The following is a 24,218-nucleotide window of genomic DNA, read 5'->3' as shown; positions in this document are numbered from 1 at the left end:
ACGGATCGAGTGAGCGCACGGTGCGCTCACAGCGAGGGGCCGGCGGGAACATTCCCGCCGGCCCTTGTGACATCCCGACTCACTCGATCGTGACGAAGTCCACCAGTTCCTCCACCCGGCCCAGGAGCGCGGGGGACAGGTCCCGGTAATCGCGGACCGACCCGAGGATGCGGGCCCATCCCTGGGCGATATCGGCCTGCGTGCGCCGGGGCCATCCCAGCGCCGCGAGCGACCCCACCTTGATGTCGGTGCCGCGCGGTACATCCGGCCACGCTCGCAGCCCCACCCGCTCGGGCTTCACGGCCTGCCACACATCCACGTACGGGTGCCCGAGCACCTTCACGTGTTGCGCGGCGGCACCGAGGCCGTGCAGTACCTGGGCGGCGAGACGGCTCTCCTTGGAGCCGGACACCAGGTGATCCAGCAGCACCCCGGCGCGGCGCTGGGGTGCGGGGGCGAACTGCGTGAGGATCTCCTCGAGATGGTCCGCACCCTGCAGGAGCTCCACGACGATCCCCTCCAGGCGCAGGTCGTCGCCCCAGACCTTCTCCACGAGCTCGGCGTCGTGCTTGCCCTCCACCCAGATCCGGGACGCGCGGGCCACGCGCGCCCTCGCCCCGTGGACGGCGACGGAGCCGGACGCCGTCCGGGACGGCCGGGCGGGTGCGGACTTCGGTCGCGGCCGCACGAGCCGCACCGGCTTGCCCTCGATCCAGAACCCCGGGCCCAGCGGGAAGGAGCGTCGCGCCCCGCGGCGGTCCTCGAGCACCACCACGTGCCCACCGTTGGTCTTCTCCACGGTGATCACCTCGCCCACGTACCCCGAGGTGACGTCCTCCACCACCAGGCCGGGCGCGGCCTCGACGTCGCGGGTCACGGCGCGTGAGCCGGTGCGCACCCGGGGATCCTCGTGTGGGCTCGTGCTGGCGAGGACATCTCGTCCGTACAGATCGGGCATGCTGGCAGCGTAGGAAGTCGATCGCGTGGGGGCGGTGCGCGACGCGCCCGAAGGGGTGAGGCGAGGGAGCGCGTAGAATTGGCACTCACCCATCGAGAGTGCTGGCCGCCGGAGGTGATTCCATGAGTACGGACCGTCGACTCGACGTGCTGCGGGCCATCGTGTCCGATTACGTCGCGACCCGCGAGCCCGTGGGTTCGCGCAGCCTCGTGGAGCGTCACAACCTCGGGGTCTCCCCGGCCACGATCCGCAACGACATGGCCGCCCTCGAGGACGCCGGCTACATCGCGCAGCCGCACACCTCGGCCGGCCGCATCCCCACCGACACCGGGTACCGACTGTTCGTGGACCATCTGGCCTCGATCAAGCCACTGACCGCGCCCGAGCGGCGCGCGATCGAGTCGTTCCTGGAGCAGTCGGTGGACCTGGACGACGCCGTGAACCGGACGGTCCGGCTGTTGGCCCAGCTCACCCATCAGGTCGCGGTGGTCCAGTACCCCTCCCTGCGTCGCTCCGCGCTGCGGCATGTGGAGCTCGTGCCGCTCGGGGGCGAGCGGCTGCTCGTGGTCATGATCACGGACTCGGGACGGGTCGAGCAGCGCATGGTCGCGGCCCCCGCCACGCCCGGCCCCTCACCCGTCCTCGACGAGGTGACGGTCGCGGACCTGCGCGCCCGCCTGAACGTGGCCGCCGCCGGCCTGCGCATGCCCACCCTGCGCGCGGCGCTGACCCGGGTGGCCCACCAGGTGGAGCCCTCCCTGGTCCCGGTCGTCGACGCCGTCGCCGATGTCATCTCCGAGACGCTGATGGAGGAGGTGGAGGATCGGATCGTCATGGCGGGTACGGCGAACCTCGCGCGCTCCGGTGTCGACTTCGCACAGACGATCTCCCCGGTCCTCGAGGCGATCGAGGAGCAGGTCGTGATCATGCGGCTGCTCGCCGAGATGGCGGCCGATGGCAGTGACGACGACCTCCAGGTCGCGGTTCGCATCGGGGCCGAGACCAAGCACGAGGGCCTCGCGGAGACCTCCGTGGTCGCCTCGCCCTACGGCGGCGAGACCTCCTCCGACGCCCTGGCCTTCCTCGGGGTGCTCGGACCCACCCGTATGGACTATCCCGGAGCCATGGCGGCGGTGCGCGCCGTGGCGCGGTACCTCTCCCACGTGGTGAACTCGTGAGAGCTCCCACCCACGGCGCATCAACCCGACGGCAAGGAAACACACCTACGTGACTGACTACTACCAGAGCCTCGGCGTCTCCCGCGACGCCTCGACCGAGGAGATCAAGCGCGCCTACCGCAAGTTGGCGCGCAAGTACCACCCCGATGTGATGGGCGACGAGGGCGCGGAGAAGTTCAAGGAGATCTCCGTGGCCCACGACGTCCTCAGCGACCCCGCCAAGCGTCAGCGCTACGACTCCGGCGGCATGGACGGCGGTGCGGGTGGCGCGGGTGCGGGCTTCGCCTTCAGCGACATCTTCGAGTCGTTCTTCGGTGCTGCAGCGGGCGGCGGCGGGGGCCGCGGCCCCATCCCGCGCGCCCGGCGCGGGCAGGATGCCCTGGTGCCGATCGAACTGACCCTGGAGGAGGAGGCGTTCGGCGCGCACAAGGAGATCCCGGTCGACACCGCTGTGGTCTGCTCCACCTGCCACGGATCGTGTGCGCGCCCGGGGACCAGTCCCAAGCCGTGCACCGTGTGCGGTGGCCGCGGTTCGGTGCAGCGCGTGGCCCGCTCGTTCCTGGGCAACGTCATGACACAGCAGCGTTGCGACGCCTGCCAGGGTTTCGGCTCCACGATTCCCGAGCCGTGCCCGGAGTGCTCCGGTGAGGGCCGGGTGCGGACCCGCCGCACGATCGACGTGGACGTGCCCGCCGGGGTCGAGGACGGCACCCGCATCAAGCTGGTGGCGCAGGGCGAGGTCGGCCCGGGCGGCGGGCCCGCCGGCGACCTGTACGTGGAGATCCACGAGAAGCGGCACCCGATCTTCACCCGCCGCGGTGACGACCTGCACTGCACCTCCGCGCTGCCGATGACCGCCGCAGCGCTCGGCACCACGGTGACCCTGGACACCCTGGACGGCCCCCAGGAGGTGGACATCGCCCCGGGCACGCAGGGCGACGCCGTCATCACCCTGCGCGGTAAGGGCATGGGCAGACTGCGCGGCCACGGGCGAGGTGACCTGCACATCCACCTCGACATCACGGTGCCCACCAATTTGGACGAACGCCAGACCGAACTGCTGCACGAACTCGCGCAGTTGCGCGGCGAGGAACGGCCCGAGGCCAGGGTGGCTCCCGTGGGCGCCGGGATGTTCTCCCGGTTGCGCGACAAGTTCGCGGGGCGTTAGTGGCACAGGATCCGAGCTCCGGCGGCATCCCCCGGGCGGAGGCGACGCGAGTCGTCCAACTCGGCGAGGACCTGGACATGCGCGCATTCGTCGGGCCGCGCGATGAGGTGATGCGCGCCGTCGAACGCGGCTTCCCCACCCTCGAGGTCCACCTGCGCGGCAGCACGGTGACCCTGGCCGGCCCCGACGGCGAGGCCGACCTGGCTGCGAACCTCATGGCCGAACTCGCGGCCGTGGCGCGCTCCGGGCAGCCGCTCACGGCGGACGCCGTGGACCGCGCCATCGGCATGCTCCGGGACGCGGGCACGGTGACGCCCTCGCGCGTGCTGACCACCAACATCCTCTCCTCCAGGGGTCGCACCATCCGCCCCAAGACGGTGGGGCAGAAGGACTACGTCGACGCCATCGACCGCTCCACCGTGACGTTCGGTATCGGCCCGGCCGGAACCGGGAAGACCTACCTCGCGATGGCCAAGGCGGTGCAGGCGCTCCAGGCCAAGCAGGTCTCCCGGATCCTGCTGACCCGGCCGGCGGTGGAGGCGGGTGAACGGCTCGGCTTCCTCCCCGGCACGCTGACCGACAAGATCGACCCGTACCTGCGCCCGCTGTACGACGCGCTGCACGACATGCTCGACCCGGACTCCATCCCCCGGTTGATGGCCTCGGGCACGATCGAGGTCGCCCCCCTGGCCTACATGCGTGGACGCACCCTGAACGACGCGTTCATCGTGCTGGACGAGGCGCAGAACACCTCCCCGGAGCAGATGAAGATGTTCCTCACCCGGCTCGGGTTCGGCTCCACGATGGTGGTGACCGGAGACGTGACGCAGGTGGACCTGCCGGGAGGTACCGCCTCCGGACTGCGGGTCGTGACCGACATCCTCGCCGACGTCGACGACATCGCGTTCTGCCGCTTGACCTCCGCCGACGTGGTCCGTCACCGGCTCGTCGGTGAGATCATCGACGCCTATGCCCGCTGGGACTCCAGCACCAGCGAGGAGAACGGCCCCGGGTCCCGCGCCCGCGGCCGGGACGCCCGGTACGGCAACGAGAGGCGGCGCCAGGTCTGATGAGCATCGAGGTGAGCAACGAGACCACCTACGAGGTAGACGAGAGTGAGTTCGCCGACCTTGCGCGCTACGTGCTGGACGCGATGCACGTGCACCCGCAGGCCGAACTGGCGATCCTGTTCATCGACCCCGAGGCCATGACCGAACTGCACGTGCGGTGGATGGACCTCCCGGGCCCCACCGATGTGATGTCCTTCCCGATGGACGAGTTGCGCCCCGGCACCCCCACCCAGAGCAGCGAGGAGGGCATCCTCGGTGACATCGTGGTCTGCCCCGAGGTCGCCACCGCTCAGGCTCGCGAGGCCGGTCACTCCGCCACCGAGGAGATGCTGCTGCTGGTCACCCACGGCATCCTGCACCTGCTCGGGTTCGACCACGCCGAGGAGGAGGAACGCGAGGAGATGTTCGCCCTGCAGCGCACGCTCCTGCTGACCTTCCTCGCGAACCGATGAGGACCCGTGATGTCTGAGCTCACCTTCGCCACGCCCCGTGACCCGGAGTCCTACCGGGCGGGCTTCGCCTGCATCGTGGGCCGCCCCAACGCCGGCAAGTCCACGCTGATGAACGCCCTCGTGGGCACGAAGGTGGCGATCACCTCCGGGCGCCCGCAGACCACCCGCCACACCATCCGCGGCATCGTGCACCGCGAGGACGCTCAGCTGGTGCTCGTGGACACCCCCGGGTTGCACCGCCCGCGCACCCTGCTCGGCCAGCGGCTCAACGACCTGGTGGAGGGCACCCTCGCCGAGGTCGATGTCATCGCGTTCTGCCTGCCCGCGGACCAGAAGGTCGGCCCGGGCGATGAGTTCATCGCCCGCCGCCTCGCGGGCGTGCGCACGCCCGTCGTCGCGCTCGTCACCAAGGCCCAGACCGTGCCGCAGGCCGACCTGGTGAACCAGCTCATCGCCGTCGAACGCCTCGGGGAGGTGCTCGGCGGCTTCGCCGACATCGTCCCGGTCAGTTCCCTGGAGGAGTACCAGGTGGACGTGGTGGAGCAGGTGCTGTGCTCCCACCTGCCGGTCTCCCCGCCGCTGTACCCGCAGGGGGAACTCACCGATGAACCCGAGCAGGTGATGGTGGCCGAACTCGTGCGCGAGGCCGCGCTCGAGGGCGTGCGCGACGAGCTCCCGCACTCCCTGGCGGTCGTGGTCGAGGAGATCACCGAGCGGGAGGGCCGCACCCCGCAGCAGGGCGACCTGCTGGACGTGCACGTCACGATCTTCGTAGAGCGCGACTCCCAGAAGGCGATCGTGATCGGCAAGGGCGGATCCAGGCTGCGCGACGTCGGCTCGCGGGCCCGTGCCGGGATCGAGGGGCTCCTGGGTACCAAGGTCTACCTGGACCTGCGCGTGAAGGTCGCCAAGGACTGGCAGCGGGACCCGAAGGCGCTCACGCGCCTCGGCTTCTGACTCTCCTGGGCTTCTGACCTCTCATGGCACAGTACGGCGCCGACCAGGAGCAGTCCCTGCGCCTCTTCGGGCGGGTGCGGGGCGCGTCCGCAGGCCTGCGCGTGGTGGTCTGGAGCGTGCTGACCGTGGTGGCGTTCGCGCTGGTCGGTGCGTTCGCCGGCCCCGCCTGGCAGCCGAATCCGGTCACGGCGACCGTCGAGCCCGCCACGGCGGACACGGCGGTGTCGGCCGCGAGCTGGGGTGGGACCGAGGCCGTCGGGCGCTACGAGACCGTCTCGCGCCAGGAGAGCGTGCAGTCCGAGGGTGTGGAGATCGAGGTGCTCATCGTCGAGCCGGTCGGGCTGGCCGACCCCGCCCCAGCGGTGGTCTTCCTGCACGGGGCCGGGACCGGGCGAGCCCAGTCCTTCGCGGAGCACGCGACGGCGCTGGCGAGCGCGGGCATCGTGGCCGTGGTCCCCGACAAGCGGCTGGACACCTACACCACCTTTCAACGCGATTACGAGGCGATGGCAGTCGACTACGCCGTCACCTATGAGATGGCACGCGAGCTGCCCGGCGTGGACCCCGACCGGGTCGGGTTGTACGCGGAGAGCGAGGGAACCTGGATCGCGCCCGTCCTCGCTCAGGAACACCCGGAGGTCGCCTTCCAGGCGCTGATCTCCGCCCCCATCGTGACGCCGCGGGAACAGGCGGCGTTCGCGGTCGATGCCTACCTGCGCAATGTGGGTGTGCCGCACTCGTTGCTGCGGGCCATCCCGCGGGGCGCCGGAGCGCACCTGCCGGGCGGGATCCTCGCCTACGCCGACTTCGACGTGCTGCCCTACCTCGCGGCCGATCCGCAGCCGATCTTCATGGCCTACGGCACGCAGGACGCCTCGATGCCCACCGTGCAGGCCCCGCAGATCGTGGCGGGGGTGGTCCCGGGCGGCACGGACCAGGTGATGCTGCGCTACTACGAGGGCGCCAACCACGGCATCCGCATCGGCAGTTCCACCGACCCCGTGGTGGGGGCCTTCTTCGAGGACCTCTCCCGGTGGATGCTCGATCCCGCGGAGGCGATGGCGCAGGGGCCCGCGGTGGCCGGAGCCACACCCTCCCAGTTGAACCTCGCCGACGCGGTCCCGGAACCGCAGTGGTACGCCGACGGCGAGATGCTCCTGCGGGTGCCCCTCGCCTCCGCCGCAACCCTCGCCGGTGGCGTGCTGATCCTCCTGGTGAGCAGCGCCCTCGTCCGCGTGCGTGGGCGGGTGAGCAGCACACGGAGCGTTGCGCTCGCAGGTGAGGGCGGTGACGAGGAGATCGGTGGCGACGGCGAAGAGGCCGGCGCGAGTGTGGGCGTGGGGCGGTCCGCCACCGGCGGTCTGGAGACCACAGGCCTGGCGCGCCCGTTGTCCTGGCTCGTGGCGATGACGCTCCTGGTGCTCGCCTCCTTGCTGGCCTACATCGTGGCGGTCGCGCGTCTGGCGCTGGACTACTCCACCGACGCCGTCCTGGTGTGGGGCGGGTGGGTCCTCGTGCAGGCGCTCGCGGTCGCCGCGGCCGTCAGCCTGGTCTTCTCGGTGCGGGCGCTCCCCGGCGCCGCGCGGGCCTGCTCCGGGCAGCACCGGGTGTGGACGCTGCTGGGTGCGGGCGCCACGATCCTGGGCTGCGTCGGCCTGTTGATCGTGGCCGGGTACTGGGGGGCGTTCTCCCCGATCTCCTGAGCGTGAGGCGTTACAGTGTGCGCGGGGGGAATGAACATGGGATTACAGGTCGAGTTCAGCGGCGAATGGCATGAGGTCACGCCGGACGAGCCTTTTCACATCGGCAGGGACGGGGATCTCGCGGTCGACGACAATCCGTATCTGCACCGGCAGTTCCTGCGCATCGTGAACACCGGTGAGATGTGGTGGCTGGAGAACATCGGATCGCGGTTGACCGCCACGGTTGCGGACGGTGCCGGGAGCGTGCAGGCATGGGTCGCGCCGGGTGCGCGATTGCCTCTGGTCTTCGAGCGGACCACGATCATGTTCACCGCAGGCCCCACCACCTACGAGGTGGTGGTGGTGGGGGAGGAGTCCTCCTACACCTCCACGGCGACCACGAGTGATGTGGGGGACACCACCATCGGGTCCGTGCCGCTGACACCGAGCCAGAAGGCGATGATCCTGGCCTTCGCTGAGCCGGTCCTGAAGGGGCGGATCGGTTCCGCCGAGATCCCCAGTTCCGCACAGGCGGCGGAACGTCTGGGATGGCCTCTGACCAAGCTGAATCGAAAGCTCGACAACGTGTGTGACAAGCTCTCCCGCCAGGGGGTGCGAGGGCTTCGCGGTGGGCCGCGCCGCCTCGCGGTGAACCGTCGGGCCCGTCTCGTGGAGCATGCGGTGGCGACGCGGCTGGTGGTCGCGGAGGACCTGACGATGCTGGACGATCCGGACCAGTGGTCAACCGAGGAGTAGCCCTGGGCTAGGGTGGGCACGTGCGGACCACATGGACGACGCTCCTTCTTGGGTGCCGCGACGGGATCAGCTAGCGGCCGGTCCCCCGTCGCGGCGGTAGGTGTGTGCCCGGCCGTCCCGCATCGACGCACCAGAGGAAACCATGTCTGAGTCACGCCCCACGCCCACCCGCACGATCCCTGCGCCGCAGCAGCCCACACCGATGGAACTGGGCAAGTACCGCCCGTTCCATGAGGTCAACGGCATCGACCTGCCGGACCGGCAGTGGCCCTCCCGCCGCATCACCCAGGCGCCCCGGTGGCTGTCCACCGACCTGCGTGACGGAAACCAGGCGCTGATCGAGCCGATGAACCCCGAGCGCAAGCGCCGGATGTTCGACCTCATCGTCGCGATGGGCTACAAGGAGATCGAGGTGGGGTTCCCGGCCGCGAGCCAGACCGACTTCGACTTCGTGCGCAGCCTCATCGACTCCGGTGCGATCCCCGAGGACGTGACCATCTCCGTGCTCACGCAGGCGCGGACCGACCTCATCGACCGGACGGTGGCCTCCCTGATCGGCGCGCCGCGCGCGACGGTGCACATGTACAACGCCACGGCGCCCGTCTTCCGCGACGTGGTCTTCCGCACCGACCGGGCGGGCACCAAGAACATCGCCGTCTCCGGCACCCGCGACGTCATGGACTACATCGACAAGCACCTCGATCCCGACGCGATCGTGGGGTATGAGTACTCCCCGGAGATCTTCATCGACACCGAGATGGAGTTCGCCCTGGAGGTGTGCGAGGCCGTGATGGACGTGTGGGAGCCGGACGGCGACCGCGAGATCATCCTCAACCTGCCCGCCACGGTGGAGCGCGCCACCCCGAACGTCTACGCCGACCAGATCGAGTGGATGAGCCGCAACCTCTCGCGCCGCGAGAGCGTGGCGCTGTCGGTGCACCCGCACAACGACCGCGGCACCGCCGTGGCCTCCGCGGAACTCGCCGTGATGGCCGGTGCCGACCGCGTGGAGGGCTGCCTGTTCGGGCAGGGTGAGCGCACCGGCAATGTGGACCTGGTCACGCTCGGGATGAACCTCATCTCCCAGGGCGTGGACGCCGGCATCGACTTCTCCGACATCGACCACATCCGCCGCACCGTGGAGTACTGCACGCAGATGGCGGTGCACCCGCGCCACCCCTACGGCGGCGACCTGGTCTACACCGCGTTCTCCGGGTCGCACCAGGACGCGATCAAGAAGGGCCTGATCGCCCGGGACGCCGATGTTGCGGCCGCCGGTGGCAACGAGGGCGCCGTGCCGTGGACCGTGCCCTACCTGCCGGTGGACCCCCGGGACGTGGGCCGCAGCTACGAGGCGGTCATCCGGGTCAACAGCCAGTCCGGCAAGGGCGGCATCGCCTACCTGATGTCGACCGAGCGGAAGCTGGACCTGCCGCGCCGGCTGCAGATCGAGTTCTCCCGGATCGTGCAGAACTACACCGACACCTCCGGCGGCGAGGTCACGGCCGAGACGCTGTGGGAGATCTTCACCGATGAGTACCTGCCGGCGCCGACCAGTTCGCCGCTGGAGCCGTGGGGCAGGTTCGCGCTGCGCAACACCCAGCTGACCTCCGCCGGGGACGCCTCCGGGGAGGAACTCGCCGTCACCCTGCTGGACGACGGCGAGGAACTGGACCTGGTGGCCCGAGGGAACGGCCCGATCGACGCGTTCACGCAGATCCTCGCCGGACGCGGGGCCACCGTGTCGGTGCTGGACTACGCGGAGCACGCGCTCTCGGAGGGCGGCGACGCCTCTGCGGCCTGCTACATCGAGGCCGAGGTCGAGGGTCAGGTGGTGTGGGGCGTGGGGATCGACCCGTCCATCACCACCGCCTCCTTCCGGGCGATCGTCTCGGCGGTCAACCGCGCCATGCGCTGAGCCATCCCGCCGCGTGCCTGCACCGGGATGTCAGTGGGGTGAGGGATGATCGGCCGGTGAGGAGTTATCGGGACGAGGCCGTGGTGCTGCGCACCCACGACCTCGCGGAGTCCGACCGCATCGTGACGCTGCTGACGCGCCGCCACGGGCAGGTGCGCGCGGTCGCGCGCGGCGTGCGCCGGACCTCCTCGAAGTTCGGCGCCCGCCTGGAACCGTTCGGTGTGGTGGATGTCCAACTCTTCCCCGGGCGGTCCCTGGACGTGGTGACCCAGGTGGAGACCCTGGCGCCTTACGGCCGATCGATCATGGCGGACTACGCGCTGTTCACCAGCGCCGCGGCGATGGTAGAGACCGCCGGCCGGCTGACCGATGACCTGGAGAACGAGTCGGGCACCCAGCACTACCGGCTGCTCAGTTCCGCGCTGCGCGCCCTGTCCGAGCGGTCACACGCCTCCTCCCTCGTGCTGGACTCGTACCTGCTGCGCGCCCTCGCCCTGGCCGGCTGGGCGCCGTCGTTCACCGAGTGCGCACAGTGCGCCACGCCGGGGCCGCACCGGGCGTTCTCCGCTCCGATGGGTGGCGCGGTGTGTGAGCGCTGCCGCCCGCCGGGTTGCGCGGCTCCCGCGGCGGAGACCTTCGAGCTGCTCGGCGCGCTGCTGGCGGGGCAGTGGTCGATCGCGGATGCGAGCGGCGAGCGGAATCGGCGGGAGGCCAGCGGCCTGGTGGCGGTGTTCGTGCAGTGGCACCTGGAGCGGCAACTGCGGTCGCTGCCGTACGTGGACCGGGCGTTCGGGGAGGCGACGGCGTGAGCGCTCGACGTGACGTACCCACCTGGCAGCCGCACGATCCGGTGGCACCGCCCGCGCATCCCTCCGGCGCGCGAGTGCCGGTGATCCCCGAGGGCCTGGTGCCCCGGCACGTGGCGATCGTGATGGACGGCAACGGCCGGTGGGCCAATGCGCGGGGCCTGCCCCGCACCGAGGGTCACGCGGCGGGGGAGCAGGTGCTGCTCGACGTCGTCGCCGGCGCGATCGAGATGGGCATCGGTCATATCAGCGCGTACGCGTTCTCCACGGAGAACTGGAAGCGGTCCCCGCAGGAGGTGCGCTACCTGATGGGGTTCAACCGTGACGTGCTGCGCCGCCGCCGGGACGTGATGAACGAGTGGGGTGTGCGGGTGCGCTGGGCCGGGCGCCGACCCCGGCTGTGGCGCTCGGTGATCTCCGAGTTGGAGACGGCGGAGCAGCTCACCGCGGGCAACACCACCTGCACCCTGACGATGTGCGTGAACTACGGCGGCCGCGCCGAGATCGCGGACGCGATGCGCTCGATTGGGCGGGAGGTGGCCGCCGGGCGGCTGGACCCCGACCGCATCACCGAGGCCACCGTGGCGCGGCACCTGGACGAGCCGGACATGCCCGATGTGGACCTGTTCATCCGCACCGGCGGGGAGCAGCGCTCCTCCAACTTCCTGATCTGGCAGTCCGCCTACGCGGAGTACGTCTTCCTGGACAAGCCGTGGCCCGAGGTGGACCGCCGGGACCTGTGGGCGGCGGCCGAGCAGTTCGCCCGGCGAGACCGCCGCTACGGCGCCGCGATCGACGCCGTCCGGGACAACCCGCCCACCGCATCGTCCTGACTGAGCCAGCCTGATCCCACCCCGCGAGCGCTCCGCCGGTTCGCCGAGCGTGTTGTTGCGCCGACCCTGCTTCGCCGAGCGTGTTGTTGCGCGGAGGTGGCGCGCGGGAATCGTGCGCAGTCCATCGTTCGGCGGGTGGGGAGGTTCGCCGAGCGTGTGGTTGTGCCGACCCGGCCTCGCCTGGTGTGCGCCAAGAGACGCCGCAACCCGTTCACCGCGATGTCGGTGGTGGCACCTACGGTGTGGGTATGACGAACGCGATTGCGATGGTGACGACCGATTCCACCGATCCGCTTCCGCTCGCGGAGTTCTGGGCCACGGTGACCGGTGGCGAGATCGTTGCGGAGAACGAGGGCTGGTTCGTGGTGGTGCAGACACCATCGCTTCGGCTCGGATTCCAGCGGGTCGAGGAGGTGGCGCCCGGGAAGAACCGGCTCCACCTGGACCTCGCCGTGGAGGGTGACCTGACCCCCGAGCTCGAACGGCTCCTGGCGGCCGGCGCCACCCTGGTGGGTCACCGCACGCAGGGTGACTTCGGCTGGGTCACCCTGGCGGACCCACAGGGCAACGAGTTCTGTATCGCCGCGGGGGAGTAGCGCCGCTCAGGCGGGAGGTCGGGGCGCGGCGACGTCGTCGCGCCCGGCGTCCGTCCGGGTGCGCACGTCGCGCGGATCGAGCGTGTCGTCATGGTCGGCCGTGTCCGCTGTGAGGCGACGGCGGCGCGCGCGTACGACGGCGTGGACGATCAGTGCCCCGAGAGCGAGCACGATGAGCACCAGCGCGGCGATGCCCCACGGCGACCCGGTCGCGGCCGAGAGGGCGGCCAGCCAGGCCGCCCAGCCGATCGTGGCGTAGATGATCGAGTGCGCCACACACCCGAGCAGCATCGCGGGCAGGTAGCGCGCGAACGGCATGGCGAGCACCCCCGCCGCGCCGTTGATGACGGTCTTGGTACCACTGGCGAGGAAGGAGAGTGGCACGGCGATCAGGCCCCAGCGCTCGATCGTGCGCACCCCGCGCTGGCCCTGCTCGCCCTGCAGCCACGCGTGCACCCGGCGCACCCACGGCCGCTGCGGCCGGGTGTGGTCGAGGGACCACGTCGTGACCACGCGCGCGATCCAGTACGTCGCCTGGGTCCGGAAGAAGACGATCGCGAAGAAGAAGGCGAACAGCGGCCAGAACGACGCGCCGTCGAGCCAGGACGGCATCAGCGGGTGGCGCAGTCCGGGCAGGTCCCGAAGAGCTCCACCGTGTGCTGCACATCGGAGTACCCCTGATCGGCCGCGATCGCCTTGGCCCAGGCCTCCACGGCCTGCGCGTCGAGCTCGGTGGTACGACCGCACACCCGGCAGACCAGGTGGTGGTGGTGGGAGTCCCGCGCGCACATGCGGTAGCGCACCTCGCCGTCGGGACCGCGCAGGGCATCGACCTGCCCGTCGTCGGCCAGGATCTGCAGGGTGCGGTAGACGGTGGCGAGGCCCACGGACTCCTCGCGGTCGATGAGGAGCCGGTGCACTTCCTGGGCGCTGACGAACTCGGTGGTCTGCGCAAGCAGATCCGCCACGGCCGTGCGCTGCCTGGTGGTGCGTGCCACGGCTTCCTCCTTGGTGCGCCACCCCTGGCGCGCTATGTCACAGTCTAGTTCGGCTTGTCCTCGCACCCCGCGGCCGGCGCGGCGACCAGGACGTCGTCGGGCAGGTCGGGGTGCGGATCCTCCATGCTACGCGGACGGGCGCGGCGCAGCAGTGGCGCGAGGGCCGCGGTGACGGCGTAGATGCCGATGGCCAGGCAGACGATCACGGCGCCGGGTGAGAGGGCGTGGAAGTAGGTGATGATCAGGCCGCTGACCGTGACCAGCACGCCGACCCCCATCGCGATGCGCATCGTGGCCGTGAAGGAGCGGGCCACGAGCTGGGCGATCGCGACCGGGACGATCATGATCGCGCTCACCAGCAGCAGCCCGACGACGCGCATCGCCACGGTCACGGTGAGTGCGGCGATCACCGCGATCAGCACGTTGAGGGCGCGCACCGGCAGGCCCAGGGTGCGCGCCATCTCCTCGTCGTGGGAGACGGCGAAGAGCGCCGGGCGCAGTCCCACCCCCACGCCGATGACCAGGACGCCCAGGATGCTGATGGTCAGCACGTCGCTGGGGGCCACGGTGGCGATGGAGCCGAAGAGGTAGGCCATGAGATTGGCGGTGGTCCCGCCCGCGAGTCCGATCAACAGCACACCACCCGCGATGCCGCCGTAGAACAGCAGCGCGAGTGCCATGTCCCCGCTCGCCTTGCCGCGCTCCCGGACCACGTCGATGATCAGCGCGCCGGCGATGGCGGCGACCACGGCCCCCGGGATGGCGAGGGAGTCCTGGGGCGTGAGTCCCAGCGCCCCACCGACCAACCACCCGGCGGCGACGCCGGTGAGCGCCACGTGGCCGATGCCGTCACCGAGCAGCGAGAGCTTGCGCTGCACCAGGTAGGTGCCGATGACAGGGGCGGAGAGCCCCACGACCACCGCGGCGATGAGCGCGCGCTGCATGAGCGGGCTGGAGAAGATGTCCAGGACGGCGCTCATGCGAGGTTCTCCGGGTTCAGAGCGAGGGCGGCCGGGGCGAGGTCGGGCTCGGCGTGGTCGTGCTGGTGATCGTGGTCGGCCTCGTCGTGCCCGGGCGCCGGGTGCGGTGGCGGGCCGTCGTGCACGACGGCGCCATGTCGCAGCACGACCGCCCGAGTCAGCAGGGGTGCCAGCGGCCCGGACTCGTGGAGCACCACCAGCACCGTGAGCCCGTCCCTGCGCAGGCGGCGCAGGGTGCTCGCGAAGGTAGCCTGGCTGTCGGTGTCGACCCCCGCCAGTGGCTCGTCCAGCACGAGGAACTCGGGTTCGCGGACCAGTGCCCGTGCGATGAGCACTCGCTGCTGCTGGCCACCGGAGAGTTGGGCGATGGGGCGGCGCAGGTGCGCGGCCATCCCCACCCTCTCGAGCGCGGCGAGCACCCGGGCACGTGCGTCACGCGGTGGCGCGATGCGCCGAGCGCTCAGCAGGCCGGAGGTGACCACCTCGCGGACCGTGGCCGGGACCCCCGCGACGGCGGTGGATCGCTGGGGGACGTACCCGACGCGCTCCCAGGGCACGCTGCGGCGCCGGGCGACCGGCGTGCCGAACAGGTGCACCTGCCCGGCCGAGGCGGGCACAACCCCGAGCGCGGCGCGCACCAGCGTCGACTTCCCCGAGCCGTTGGCTCCGAGCAGGGCGACGCACTCCCCACTGGCCACCCTCACCGAGACGTCCCGCAGGATGCGGGACCCCCCGAGGGTGACGTCGAGGTGCTCGACGTGCAGCGGGAGGATCACGCGCAGTCCATGGCGGTGCGCAGCGCCTCGAGGTTGGCCTCGGTCTGCGTGAGGTAGTCCCCGCCGTCCTCCGGCTCGCTCTCCAGCGGGCTGAGCAGGGCGGTGGTGATTCCCAGGTCGTTCGCGAGGACCTCGGCCACGTCCGGGCTCAGCAGCGTCTCCACGAAGATCGTCGTCACGCCGTTCTCGGTGACCACCTGCTCGATCTCACGCACCTTGGCGGGGGAGGGCTCGGTGTCCGGGTCGATCCCGGACAGGCCGACCTGCTCGAAGCCGTAGGACTCGGCGAGGTAGCCGTAGGCCTCGTGGGAGACGACGATGACGTCCCGTTCGCAGGAGGCCAGTCCGTCGTGGTAGGCCTCGTCCAGGCCGTTGAGCTCGGCGATCAGGGCGTCCGCATTCGCGTGGAAGGTCTCGGCGCCCGCCGGGTCGAGGGCGGAGAGCTCCTCCGCGAGCGCCTCAGCGGCGGCTGCCATGCGCAACGGGTCGAGCCACACGTGCGGGTCGAAGTCGAGATCGCCGTGGTCGTGACCGTCGTGGGAGTCCTCGGTGTCGGCCTCCTCCTCGGCGTGCTCGTCCTCGGCATGGTCGTGCTCGTGCTCGACGCCGAGGGTCACCGGGATCAGGTCCAGCGCGGTGCTCGAGGTCTGGGCGACGGCGTCGTCCACGGCGGTCTGGAAGCCCTCCAGGTAGACCACGAGGTCGGCGTTCTCCACCGCGTTCACCTGGGCGGGGGCGAGTTCCAGGTCGTGCGGCTCCGCGCCGGCAGGGGCCAGGCTCTCCACGGTCACCAGGTCGCCACCCACGGCGCCGGCGAGGAACTCCAGCGGGTACGCCGCGGCGACCACCGTGATGCGCTCACTGTCAGCCTCCGTGGCGTCGGCGGACGCGGTGGTGGCGTCCTCGGCGGCGCCGGACCCCCCGGAGTCGTCGGTGCTCGAGCACGCGGCGAGGGTGAGGGCGGCGGCCGTGAGGAGCGCGGGCATGGCACGGCGAGCGGTACGAGGCATGAAAACCATTCTCATCGCATCCTTGAGGTCTGTCAAAGCCTGTGGTAAGCGACACACCCCGCGCGCGGTGGGCCGGGGTAGCGCGATCACGCGCACCCGAGGGCAGCCCGGAGTGCCTCCAGGTTGGACTCCATCGTGGACAGGTAGTCCCCGCCGCCCTCCGGCCCGCCCTCCAGGGGGCTCAGGAGCGCCGTCTCGATGCCCAGGTCGTCCGCAAGGACCTCGGCGACGTCCGGGCTGAGCATCGTCTCGATGAAGATCGTGGTCACACCATTGGTGGTGATGACCTCCTCGATCTCCCGAACGGTCGCCGGGGAGGGCTCGATCTCGGGGTCGAATCCCTGCAGCCCCGCCTGCTCGAGGCCGTACGCGGCTTCCAGGTACCCGTACGCCTCATGGGAGACGACGATGACGTCGCGTTCGCACGAAGAGAGTCCCTCGGTGTAGGCGGCGTCGAGTGCCGTGAGTTCGGCGGAGAACGCATCGGCGTTCGCCTGGAAGGTCTCGGAGCCCTCGGGGTGGACGGCCGTGAGTTCCGCTGCGAGGTCCTGGGCCGCCACGGACATCCGCAGTGGGTCGAACCAGACGTGCGGATCGAGCTCGAGGGCCTCGGTGTCCTGGGCGTCGATACCCTCGCGCTCGAGCGCGTCACCGGAGCCCTTCATGTCGAAGGCCGGCACGCCCGCCTCTGCCACGAGGGCGTCCACCGATCCCTGGAAGTGGTCGATGTAGACGATGAGCGCCGCCTCCTCCCGCACGCGGGCGGCATCGGCGGGAGAGATCTCCAGATCATGGGGCTGGTTCCCTGCCAGCGTGAGGTTCTCCACCGTCACCAAGCCGCCGCCGACCCGCGCGGCCAGGTACTCCATCGGGTAGGCGGTCGCCACCACCGTGACCGGCGTCGCCGGGTCGGTGCCGCTTCCGGCCGCCGGTTCGATCTCCACGGCGGATGTCGAGGCGCAGCCGGCGACGGCGAGGCCCGCCGCGGCGAGGAGGCTGGGCAGGGCAGGGCGAACCGACGACGACATGAGAAACATTCTCAAAAACGGGTGGATGGTTGTCAACTCGTCCGCGCCGTCCGCCGCCTGCCTGACGAGGTCCTCACGTCCTGCCCGGTAAGTTGGGGCGCAGTACCGACCCCATCGCAAGGAGCAGCAGTGGCCAGCCGTCTCGATTCCGTCATCGCCCTCGCGAAGCACCGCGGCTTCGTGTTCCAGTCCGGGGAGATCTACGGTGGTTCGCGCTCCGCGTGGGACTACGGCCCCCTCGGCGTGGAACTCAAGGAGAACATCAAGCGCCAGTGGTGGCGCGCCATGGTGCAGCGCCGTGAGGACATCGTGGGTCTGGACTCCGCGGTGATCCTGCCGCGCCAGGTGTGGGTGGCCTCGGGGCACGTGGGCGTCTTCACCGACCCCCTGACCGAGTGCCTCTCCTGTCACAAGCGGTTCCGCGAGGACCAGATGATCGAGGAGTTCGCCGAGCGCAAGGGTCGCGAGCCCGAGGGCGGCCTGGCCGAGGTCAGCTGCCCGAACTGCGGCACCCGCGGTCAGTGGACCGAGCCGCGGGACTTCAACATGATGCTGAAGACCTACCTCGGCCCGGTCGAGGACGAGTCCGGGTTGCACTACCTGCGTCCGGAGACCGCCCAGGGCATCTTCGTCAACTACGGCAACGTCTCCACGTCCGCGCGCAAGAAGCCGCCGTTCGGTATCGCGCAGATCGGCAAGTCCTTCCGCAACGAGATCACGCCGGGCAACTTCATCTTCCGCACCCGCGAGTTCGAGCAGATGGAGATGGAGTTCTTCGTCCAGCCCGGCACCGATGAGCAGTGGCACCAGTACTGGATCGACGCGCGCACCGACTGGTACACGGGTCTGGGGATCAACCGGGACAACCTGCGCCACTACGAGCACCCGCAGGAGAAGCTCTCCCACTACTCCACCCGCACGGTGGACATCGAGTACCGCTTCGGGTTCACCGGCAGCGAGTGGGGCGAGCTCGAGGGCATCGCCAACCGCACCGACTTCGACCTCTCCACCCACTCCGAGCACTCCGGGCGTGACCTGTCCTTCTTCGACCAGGCCTCGGGGGAGCGGTGGACCCCCTACGTCATCGAGCCGGCGGCAGGCCTGACCCGCTCGCTGATGGCGTTCCTGGTGGACGCCTACGCCGAGGACTCCGCGCCCAACGCCAAGGGCGGCGTGGACACCCGCATCGTGCTGCGCCTGGACCCGCGGCTGGCTCCCTACAAGGCCGCGGTGCTCCCGCTGTCCAAGAGCGCGGAGTTGCTGCCCACGGCGGAGAATCTCGCCGCTGAGCTGCGCGAGCACTGGATGATCGACCACGACGTCACCCAGGCCATCGGCAAGCGCTACCGCCGCCAGGACGAGATCGGCACGCCGTACTGCATCACGGTCGACTTCGACACCCTCGAGGACCAGGCGGTGACGATCCGCGACCGCGACACCATGGCGCAGGAGCGGGTCGCGCTGGACCAGGTGGTCGGCTACCTCGCCGCCCGCCTCGTCGGGGCGTGACCCAGGGCCCGCAGGAGGCCCCGCGCAGCCGCCGGGGCAGGCATGCGGGTGCCCCTGAGGTTCCCGAGGTTCCCGAGGCGCCTGAGGTGCCCGGCCACGCAGGTCATGGTCATGGTCATGGTGAGTTGAACCTCCCGGCCCGGGAACGCCGTCGCGCGCAGATCCTGCTGACCTCGATCGTCGTCCCACTGCTCCTGGTGACCGTGATCGCCATGGTCGCGCTCTGGCCCCGCAGCGAGTCGATCGCCGGTTCCGTCCCCATGACCGTGGACGGCGTGAGTTTCGAGACCGCACGCATCGTGGCGGTGCCGCTCACACCGGGTGCGGAGGTCGAGGCGGAACTGCTCACCGGCTCCGGGGCCGGGCAGGTGGTCGAGGTCACCGTGCAGCCGGACGTGCTGAAGGAGGAGATCCCGATCGGCGCGGAGATCTCCGTGGTCTTCGATGGTCAGGGGCTCGCCGACGGCGCCGCCTACACCTTCGTGGACTACGAACGAGACATCCCGCTGCTGTGGCTCGCCCTGGCCTATGTGGCGCTGGTGGCGCTGGTCGCCCGGTGGCGGGGCCTGGCGGCGGTGGTCGGGCTGTTCGGCTCGCTGAGCGTGATCGGGTTCTTCGTGCTGCCGGCCCTCATGTTGGGTACCTCGCCGCTGCTGGTCGCGCTCACCGGTTCCAGCGCCATGATGTTCCTCTCGGTCTACCTCGCGCACGGGATCTCGATCCGCACCACCACCGCCCTGGTCGGGACCTTCGGTGGGCTGGCCGTCACGACGGTGCTCGCGGTGTGGTCCGCGGACGCCACCGGGTTGCTCGGCACGGGCTCGGAGGAGGGGTTCCTCGTGGCCGGGCTCTTCCCGGAGGTGAGCCTGCGCGCCCTGCTGGTGTGCGGGTTCGTGATCGCAGGGCTGGGGGCGCTGAACGACGTGACGATCACCCAGGCGTCCGCCGTCTGGGAGCTGCACGCCACGGATCCGAGCGCTCCGCGCCGTCGGGTCTTCGCCCGCGCCATGCGCATCGGGCGGGATCACATCGCCTCGACCGTGTACACCCTGGCCTTCGCCTACGTCGGCACCGCGCTGCCGTTGCTGATGGCCACCGCGATCTACGATCGCAGCGTGCTCGACCTGCTCACCTCCGCCTCGCTGGCGGAGGAGATCGTGCGCACCCTGGTCTCCTCGATCGGGTTGGTCCTTGCGATCCCGATCACCACCGCGATCGCCGCGGCCCTGGTGCGCACCTCGCGCCCCGCTCTGCGTGTTACCGGCGTGTGACGACGCGCGTGTCGTGCTCCTCAGTCCGCGCGCGCCGGGCCCGCGGGCGCTAGGTTCCACGTATGAGCACCCTTGAGGACTGGATCGGCACCATCGGCGGCTACCTGTGGAGCTGGGCCGTCCTGCCCGTCGTCGTGATCCTCGGGTTGTACCTCACGATCCGTACCGGTGGCGTGCAGATCCGCCTGTTGCCGGAGATGATCCGACGACTCACGGACAAGACCCCGCCGGGCCCGGACGGGAAGGCGCAGTCGATCTCCGCTTTCCAGGCCTTCACCGTCTCGGCGGCCTCGCGCGTGGGCGTCGGGAACATCGCGGGCGTGGGGACGGCGATCGTCACCGGCGGCCCGGGGGCCGTGTTCTGGATGTGGTTGATGTCGATCATCGGCGCCGCCTCGGCGTTCGGGGAGTCGACGCTGGCGCAGATCTACAAGGTGAAGGACTCCCCACGGGGCTTCCGCGGCGGGCCCGCGTACTACATCCAGCACGGGCTCGGCGCGCGCTGGGCGGGTGTGCTCTTCGCCGTCATCCTCATCATCTGCTTCCCGTTCGTGTTCAGCGCCCTGCAGGCCAACACCATCTCCGCTTCGCTGTCCTCCACCCTGGGCAATGAGACTGCCGCGCTGAGCTGGGGCATCGGGATCGTGCTGGCCCTCATGACCGCCGCCGTTGTCTTCGGCGGCGCTCGCCGGATCGCCTCGGTCACCGACAAGGTGGTGCCGGTGATGGCCCTGCTGTACCTGCTGGTGGGCCTGGTGATCGTGGCGATCAACATCGAGAACGTCCCCGAGATGATCGTCTCCATCTTCCGCGACGCGTTCACGATGAACGCCGTGACCGGCGGCGCCTGGGGAACCGTGGTGCTCATCGGGGTGCAGCGAGGCATGTTCTCCAATGAGGCCGGCCTGGGCTCGGCCCCGAACGCCGGCGCCGCGGCCGCCGTCACGCACCCGGTCAAGCAGGGCTTCGTGCAGAGCCTCGGCGTCTACTTCGACACCCTGCTGGTCTGCTCGATCACCGCGTTCATCGTGCTCAGCGCCTCGCCCGACCTGGTGGCCGCCAACGAGACCGGGACCCCCGGCATCGAGATGACGCAGACCGCGATGGTCGATGCGCTCGGTCCCTGGGCCGGCTCGCTCCTCACCTTCATCATCTTCCTGCTGGCGTTCTCCTCGATCCTGGGCAACTACTTCTACGGCCAGGCCAACATCGAGTTCATCACCGGTGAGAACCCGCGGATCCTCACGGTCTTCCGGATGCTCGTGGTGCTGGCGATCCTGGCGGGTTCGGTGGCCTCCGCCTCCCTGGTGTGGACGTTCGCGGACCAGATCATGGGCGTGATGGCGCTGGTGAACCTCATCGCGGTGGCCCTGCTCACCCCGGTGATCTTCCGGGCCCTGAAGGACTACGAGACCAAGCGGAAGGCCGGAATCGAACCCGTGTACACGGTGAAGGACTTCAAGCCCCGCGGCTACGTGGAGTTCTGGCAGGACTACGAGCAGGTCACTGGCTACCCGCCCGAGAAGGTCCAGCGCGAGGTGAAGTAGACGCGCCGAATCGCCGGGATTGTGCGGATCCTGCGCCGACGATGGCGTAGTGTCTCCCCACGAAGGGCGCGCAGCAGCGCGCACACCCACGTCTCGAAGGGGAATTCTGTGACTGTCAACCGTTCCGACCTCGTCGCCGCCATCGCCGAGAAGGCCTCGCTCTCCAAGAAGCAGGCCGACGACGCTCTCGCCGCCTTCCAGGACGTGCTGGTGGAGAGCCTGGGCGCCGGCGAGGCCGTCAAGGTCACCGGCCTGTTCTCGGCCGAGCGCGTCGAGCGCGCCGCCCGCACCGGCCGCAACCCGCGCACCGGCGAGGAGATCGCCATCCCCGCCGGTTACGGCGTCAAGCTGTCCGCCGGTTCCACGCTGAAGGCCGCCGTCGGCAAGTGAGCCATCGGGCCCACGGCCCGACCGCGCCGGGCGCGGGAAGAGTAGGTGTGTTCCTGCTCCTCCCGCGCCTCGCTTTTTTCCTCGCCGGGGGTGGCCGCGTAGACTGGGCGCCATGAGCGAGCCGTTGCCACCCAGCGCCCCCGGAGCTCCGAGCGCCCCCGGGGGGCCCGCCACGGAGGGCTCCACCAGCACGCTCGAGCGCACCGAGACCCGGCACCAGGAGCAGTCCGGGGACAACGACCGGTACGCGCACTACGTGCCCAAGGACAAGATCCTCGCGGCCGCGATGTCCGGGGAACCGGTGATCGCGCTGTGCGGCAAGATCTGGTTGCCCACCCGCAACCCGGACCGCTACCCGGTGTGCCCCGCCTGCAAGGAGATCTACGCGAGCATGAACGGCGGCGGAGATTCCGGTGGGTCGAGTGGCTCCGGCGGTGACGCCGGCACGCCCTCGTGATCGGCGGACCCCAGGGCACGCCGCAGCAGCAGCCGAGCGAGCAGGGTGACCTGTTCGACTCCCTGCACGAGCCTGCCCGCACGCCCGCACACCCCTCCCGCTCTGCCGCCGAGCAACTCTCCCCGGCCTTCCCGCAGCGCGCCGCCTGGGGCACCGCCGGCAATCTGCGCGCATGGCAGGCCGCCGCCCTGACGCTGTACGGGGAGTCCAACCCGCGTGACTTCCTCGCCGTGGCGACCCCGGGCGCTGGGAAGACCACGTTCGCGCTGCGCGTGGCCACCGAGCTGCTCACGCGGGGCGAGGTGCGGCAGGTGACCGTGGTGGCGCCCACCGAGCACCTGAAGACGCAGTGGGCGGACGCCGCGGCCCGGGTGGGCATCTCCCTGGACCCGAACTTCCGCAACGCGCAGGGGCACCTCGGCTCCCACTACGACGGCGTGGCCCTCACCTACGCGCAGATCGGCGCCAACCCCGAACTCCACCGCGAGCGCACCCGCGCCCGCGACACCCTGGTGATCCTCGACGAGGTGCACCACGCCGGCGACTCCCGCAGCTGGGGCGACGGCGTGATCCGTGCGTTCGAGGGCGCCGCCCGCCGCCTCTCGCTCACCGGGACACCGTTCCGTAGCGACACCGCCGCGATCCCGTTCATCACCTACGAGGCCGACGCCGAGGGCATCCGTCGCTCCAAGGCGGACTACACCTACGGGTACGGGGACGCCCTGCGCGACGGCGTGGTGCGGCCGGTCATGTTCCTCGCCTACTCCGGGGAGATGACCTGGCGCACGAGCGCGGGTGACGAGGTCAGCGCGCGACTGGGGGAGCCGCTGACGAAGGACATGATCGCCCAGGCCTGGCGCACCGCCCTCTCACCCGAGGGGGAGTGGATCCCCGCCGTGCTCAAGGCGGCCGACACCCGCCTGACGGAGGTGCGCCGCTCGGTGCCCGATGCGGGCGGTCTCGTCATCGCCACCGACCAGGCCTCCGCCCGCGCCTACGCCAAGCAACTGCGCGCGATCACCGGGCAGGCCCCGATCGTGGTGCTCTCCGACGACGCGGGCGCGGGGGAGAAGATCGAGGAGTTCTCCGCCGGCACCCAGCGCTGGATGGTCGCCGTGCGCATGGTCAGTGAGGGCGTGGACGTACCCCGCCTCGCGGTGGGCGTCTACGCCACCGCCACCGCGACCCCGTTGTTCTTCGCCCAGGCCGTGGGCCGCTTCGTGCGTGCCCGGCGGCGTGGGGAGACCGCCTCGGTGTTCGTGCCCAGCGTGCCGGTGCTGCTGGGACTTGCCGGTGAGTTGGAGGTGGAACGCGACCACGCCCTGGACCGACCCCGGCGGGAGAACGAGGACGGCCTGGACGACGCCGCCCTGGAGCAGGCCAACCGCAACGAGAAGGCCTCCGACGACCTGGCGGGCCCCGGCTACCAGGCCCTGGGAGCGCAGGCCTCCTTCGACCACGTGCTCTTCGACGGCGGCGCCTTCGGGACCGGCGGCGAGGTCGGTTCGCAGATGGAGTCGGACTTCCTGGCGATCCCCGGACTCATGGAGACCGACGAGATGGCCAGCGCGCTGCGCGCCCACCAGAGCAATCATCTGCGCAGGTCCGGCTCGACGGCCGCGCACGAGCACGCCGAACGTCAGGTGGTGGACCACCGCGAGGTGGCGCGCCTGCGCAAGGAACTCAATCAACTCGTCTCGGCGTGGTCGCGCCGCTCCGGCACACCGCACGCGGTGGTGCACACCCGGCTGCGTCAGCACTCCGGCGGACCGGAGGTGCCGCAGGCCACCGCCGAGGAACTGCGCAGCCGCGTGGCGAAGGTGCGGGACTGGTTCGTCGGGCGCCCCTGAGGCCCCTGAGGTCCCGGGAGGCCCCGCG

At 70.6% G+C, this 24,218-nt stretch carries 24 protein-coding genes; 17 read left to right on the top strand and 7 right to left on the bottom strand.

Annotated elements, in window-relative coordinates; genetic code table 11:
• Positions 1-79 precede the first annotated feature (79 nt).
• Positions 80-958 (bottom strand): DUF3097 family protein, encoded by an 879-nt coding sequence (locus ATL40_RS07910; protein WP_098469066.1) that lies wholly within the window; start codon positions 956-958, stop codon positions 80-82.
• Between the two features lie 122 nt (positions 959-1,080).
• On the opposite strand from ATL40_RS07910, the gene hrcA reads away from it, so the two are divergent.
• The 11 genes from hrcA (at position 1,081) to ATL40_RS07855 (ending at position 12,374) form a co-directional block, all read left to right on the top strand.
• Positions 1,081-2,136, top strand: a complete 1,056-nt coding sequence (gene hrcA, locus ATL40_RS07905) for a heat-inducible transcriptional repressor HrcA (RefSeq protein ID WP_098469065.1) — start codon at positions 1,081-1,083, stop codon at positions 2,134-2,136.
• A gap of 49 nt (positions 2,137-2,185) precedes the next feature.
• A complete protein-coding gene (gene dnaJ / locus ATL40_RS07900; protein ID WP_098469064.1) occupies positions 2,186-3,304 on the top strand; it encodes a molecular chaperone DnaJ in 1,119 nt (372 codons plus the stop codon).
• Positions 3,304-4,374, top strand: a complete 1,071-nt coding sequence (locus tag ATL40_RS07895; RefSeq protein WP_245866885.1) for a PhoH family protein — start codon at positions 3,304-3,306, stop codon at positions 4,372-4,374. Before dnaJ ends, ATL40_RS07895 begins: the two co-directional genes overlap by 1 nt.
• Complete coding sequence (gene ybeY, locus ATL40_RS07890; RefSeq protein ID WP_098469063.1) at positions 4,374-4,826, top strand: rRNA maturation RNase YbeY; 453 nt, start codon at positions 4,374-4,376, stop codon at positions 4,824-4,826. The genes ATL40_RS07895 and ybeY overlap by 1 nt, the downstream gene beginning before the upstream one ends.
• Positions 4,827-4,835: 9 nt before the next feature.
• The gene (era, locus tag ATL40_RS07885) at positions 4,836-5,783 is read left to right on the top strand and encodes a GTPase Era (protein ID WP_098469062.1); all 948 of its coding nucleotides are present in this window, start codon (positions 4,836-4,838) and stop codon (positions 5,781-5,783) included.
• A gap of 23 nt (positions 5,784-5,806) precedes the next feature.
• The gene (locus ATL40_RS07880) at positions 5,807-7,486 is read left to right on the top strand and encodes an alpha/beta hydrolase family protein (protein ID WP_098469061.1); all 1,680 of its coding nucleotides are present in this window, start codon (positions 5,807-5,809) and stop codon (positions 7,484-7,486) included.
• A 30-nt stretch (positions 7,487-7,516) separates the two neighbouring features.
• Positions 7,517-8,221: an FHA domain-containing protein gene (locus ATL40_RS07875; RefSeq protein WP_098469060.1), complete on the top strand. Its 705-nt coding sequence runs from the start codon at positions 7,517-7,519 to the stop codon at positions 8,219-8,221.
• A 142-nt stretch (positions 8,222-8,363) separates the two neighbouring features.
• Positions 8,364-10,139, top strand: coding sequence for a 2-isopropylmalate synthase (gene leuA / locus ATL40_RS07870; protein WP_245866883.1), 1,776 nt, complete (start codon positions 8,364-8,366; stop codon positions 10,137-10,139).
• A 56-nt stretch (positions 10,140-10,195) separates the two neighbouring features.
• Entirely contained in the window at positions 10,196-10,948 is a 753-nt protein-coding gene (recO, locus tag ATL40_RS07865; protein ID WP_098469058.1) for a DNA repair protein RecO, read from the top strand.
• A complete protein-coding gene (locus tag ATL40_RS07860; RefSeq protein ID WP_098469057.1) occupies positions 10,945-11,778 on the top strand; it encodes an isoprenyl transferase in 834 nt (277 codons plus the stop codon). The genes recO and ATL40_RS07860 overlap by 4 nt, the downstream gene beginning before the upstream one ends.
• A gap of 248 nt (positions 11,779-12,026) precedes the next feature.
• Positions 12,027-12,374, top strand: coding sequence for a VOC family protein (locus ATL40_RS07855; protein ID WP_098469056.1), 348 nt, complete (start codon positions 12,027-12,029; stop codon positions 12,372-12,374).
• A 6-nt stretch (positions 12,375-12,380) separates the two neighbouring features.
• Here the strand turns inward: ATL40_RS07855 and ATL40_RS07850 are convergent, their stop codons facing one another.
• The 6 genes from ATL40_RS07850 to ATL40_RS07825 form a co-directional block, all read right to left on the bottom strand.
• Positions 12,381-12,986, bottom strand: a complete 606-nt coding sequence (locus tag ATL40_RS07850; protein WP_211283084.1) for a DedA family protein — start codon at positions 12,984-12,986, stop codon at positions 12,381-12,383.
• Positions 12,986-13,372 (bottom strand): Fur family transcriptional regulator, encoded by a 387-nt coding sequence (locus tag ATL40_RS07845; protein WP_098469055.1) that lies wholly within the window; start codon positions 13,370-13,372, stop codon positions 12,986-12,988. Before ATL40_RS07845 ends, ATL40_RS07850 begins: the two co-directional genes overlap by 1 nt.
• Before the next feature lie 44 nt (positions 13,373-13,416).
• Positions 13,417-14,352: a metal ABC transporter permease gene (locus tag ATL40_RS07840; protein ID WP_098469054.1), complete on the bottom strand. Its 936-nt coding sequence runs from the start codon at positions 14,350-14,352 to the stop codon at positions 13,417-13,419.
• Positions 14,349-15,128 (bottom strand): metal ABC transporter ATP-binding protein, encoded by a 780-nt coding sequence (locus ATL40_RS07835; RefSeq protein ID WP_245866882.1) that lies wholly within the window; start codon positions 15,126-15,128, stop codon positions 14,349-14,351. Before ATL40_RS07835 ends, ATL40_RS07840 begins: the two co-directional genes overlap by 4 nt.
• Positions 15,125-16,138, bottom strand: coding sequence for a metal ABC transporter substrate-binding protein (locus ATL40_RS07830; protein ID WP_098469052.1), 1,014 nt, complete (start codon positions 16,136-16,138; stop codon positions 15,125-15,127). The genes ATL40_RS07835 and ATL40_RS07830 overlap by 4 nt, the downstream gene beginning before the upstream one ends.
• A gap of 86 nt (positions 16,139-16,224) precedes the next feature.
• Entirely contained in the window at positions 16,225-17,166 is a 942-nt protein-coding gene (locus ATL40_RS07825) for a metal ABC transporter substrate-binding protein (protein ID WP_098469051.1), read from the bottom strand.
• 129 nt (positions 17,167-17,295) lie between these two features.
• Here ATL40_RS07825 and ATL40_RS07820 point away from each other — a divergent pair, with 129 nt between their 5' ends.
• From ATL40_RS07820 to ATL40_RS07795, 6 genes are all read left to right on the top strand, one after another.
• Positions 17,296-18,675, top strand: a complete 1,380-nt coding sequence (locus ATL40_RS07820) for a glycine--tRNA ligase (RefSeq protein ID WP_098469050.1) — start codon at positions 17,296-17,298, stop codon at positions 18,673-18,675.
• A 125-nt stretch (positions 18,676-18,800) separates the two neighbouring features.
• The gene (locus ATL40_RS07815; RefSeq protein ID WP_245866880.1) at positions 18,801-19,946 is read left to right on the top strand and encodes a YibE/F family protein; all 1,146 of its coding nucleotides are present in this window, start codon (positions 18,801-18,803) and stop codon (positions 19,944-19,946) included.
• A 62-nt stretch (positions 19,947-20,008) separates the two neighbouring features.
• Positions 20,009-21,493 carry an alanine/glycine:cation symporter family protein gene (locus ATL40_RS07810; RefSeq protein WP_098469048.1) on the top strand — a complete coding sequence of 495 codons (1,485 nt, stop codon included), beginning with the start codon at positions 20,009-20,011 and terminating at the stop codon, positions 21,491-21,493.
• Between the two features lie 108 nt (positions 21,494-21,601).
• On the top strand, positions 21,602-21,883 hold the full coding sequence (locus tag ATL40_RS07805; protein WP_098469047.1) for an HU family DNA-binding protein: 282 nt from the start codon (positions 21,602-21,604) through the stop codon (positions 21,881-21,883).
• A gap of 112 nt (positions 21,884-21,995) precedes the next feature.
• Positions 21,996-22,340, top strand: a complete 345-nt coding sequence (locus ATL40_RS07800) for a DUF3039 domain-containing protein (protein WP_098469046.1) — start codon at positions 21,996-21,998, stop codon at positions 22,338-22,340.
• Positions 22,341-22,390: 50 nt separating this feature from the next.
• The gene (locus ATL40_RS07795) at positions 22,391-24,190 is read left to right on the top strand and encodes a DEAD/DEAH box helicase (RefSeq protein ID WP_098470363.1); all 1,800 of its coding nucleotides are present in this window, start codon (positions 22,391-22,393) and stop codon (positions 24,188-24,190) included.
• The last annotated feature ends 28 nt before the right edge of the window (positions 24,191-24,218 follow it).

It is taken from the genome of Serinibacter salmoneus (assembly GCF_002563925.1).
In the GTDB taxonomy this organism is placed as follows: Bacteria; Actinomycetota; Actinomycetes; order Actinomycetales; family Beutenbergiaceae; genus Serinibacter; species Serinibacter salmoneus.
The sequence above is the reverse complement of the archived record's forward strand: the minus strand, read 5'-3'. Positions and strand labels throughout refer to the sequence as shown.

Excerpts from the sequence above, each read along its gene's own strand:
- ATL40_RS07910 (WP_098469066.1), bottom strand. The coding sequence starts at position 958 with ATGCCCGATCTGTACGGACGAGATGTCCTCGCCAGCACGAGCCCACAC.
- hrcA (WP_098469065.1), top strand. The coding sequence starts at position 1,081 with ATGAGTACGGACCGTCGACTCGACGTGCTGCGGGCCATCGTGTCCGAT.
- ybeY (WP_098469063.1), top strand. The coding sequence starts at position 4,374 with ATGAGCATCGAGGTGAGCAACGAGACCACCTACGAGGTAGACGAGAGT.
- era (WP_098469062.1), top strand. The coding sequence starts at position 4,836 with ATGTCTGAGCTCACCTTCGCCACGCCCCGTGACCCGGAGTCCTACCGG.
- ATL40_RS07880 (WP_098469061.1), top strand. The coding sequence starts at position 5,807 with ATGGCACAGTACGGCGCCGACCAGGAGCAGTCCCTGCGCCTCTTCGGG.
- ATL40_RS07875 (WP_098469060.1), top strand. The coding sequence starts at position 7,517 with ATGAACATGGGATTACAGGTCGAGTTCAGCGGCGAATGGCATGAGGTC.
- leuA (WP_245866883.1), top strand. The coding sequence starts at position 8,364 with ATGTCTGAGTCACGCCCCACGCCCACCCGCACGATCCCTGCGCCGCAG.
- ATL40_RS07855 (WP_098469056.1), top strand. The coding sequence starts at position 12,027 with ATGACGAACGCGATTGCGATGGTGACGACCGATTCCACCGATCCGCTT.
- ATL40_RS07850 (WP_211283084.1), bottom strand. The coding sequence starts at position 12,986 with ATGCCGTCCTGGCTCGACGGCGCGTCGTTCTGGCCGCTGTTCGCCTTC.
- ATL40_RS07840 (WP_098469054.1), bottom strand. The coding sequence starts at position 14,352 with ATGAGCGCCGTCCTGGACATCTTCTCCAGCCCGCTCATGCAGCGCGCG.
- ATL40_RS07830 (WP_098469052.1), bottom strand. The coding sequence starts at position 16,138 with ATGCCTCGTACCGCTCGCCGTGCCATGCCCGCGCTCCTCACGGCCGCC.
- ATL40_RS07825 (WP_098469051.1), bottom strand. The coding sequence starts at position 17,166 with ATGTCGTCGTCGGTTCGCCCTGCCCTGCCCAGCCTCCTCGCCGCGGCG.
- ATL40_RS07810 (WP_098469048.1), top strand. The coding sequence starts at position 20,009 with ATGAGCACCCTTGAGGACTGGATCGGCACCATCGGCGGCTACCTGTGG.
- ATL40_RS07800 (WP_098469046.1), top strand. The coding sequence starts at position 21,996 with ATGAGCGAGCCGTTGCCACCCAGCGCCCCCGGAGCTCCGAGCGCCCCC.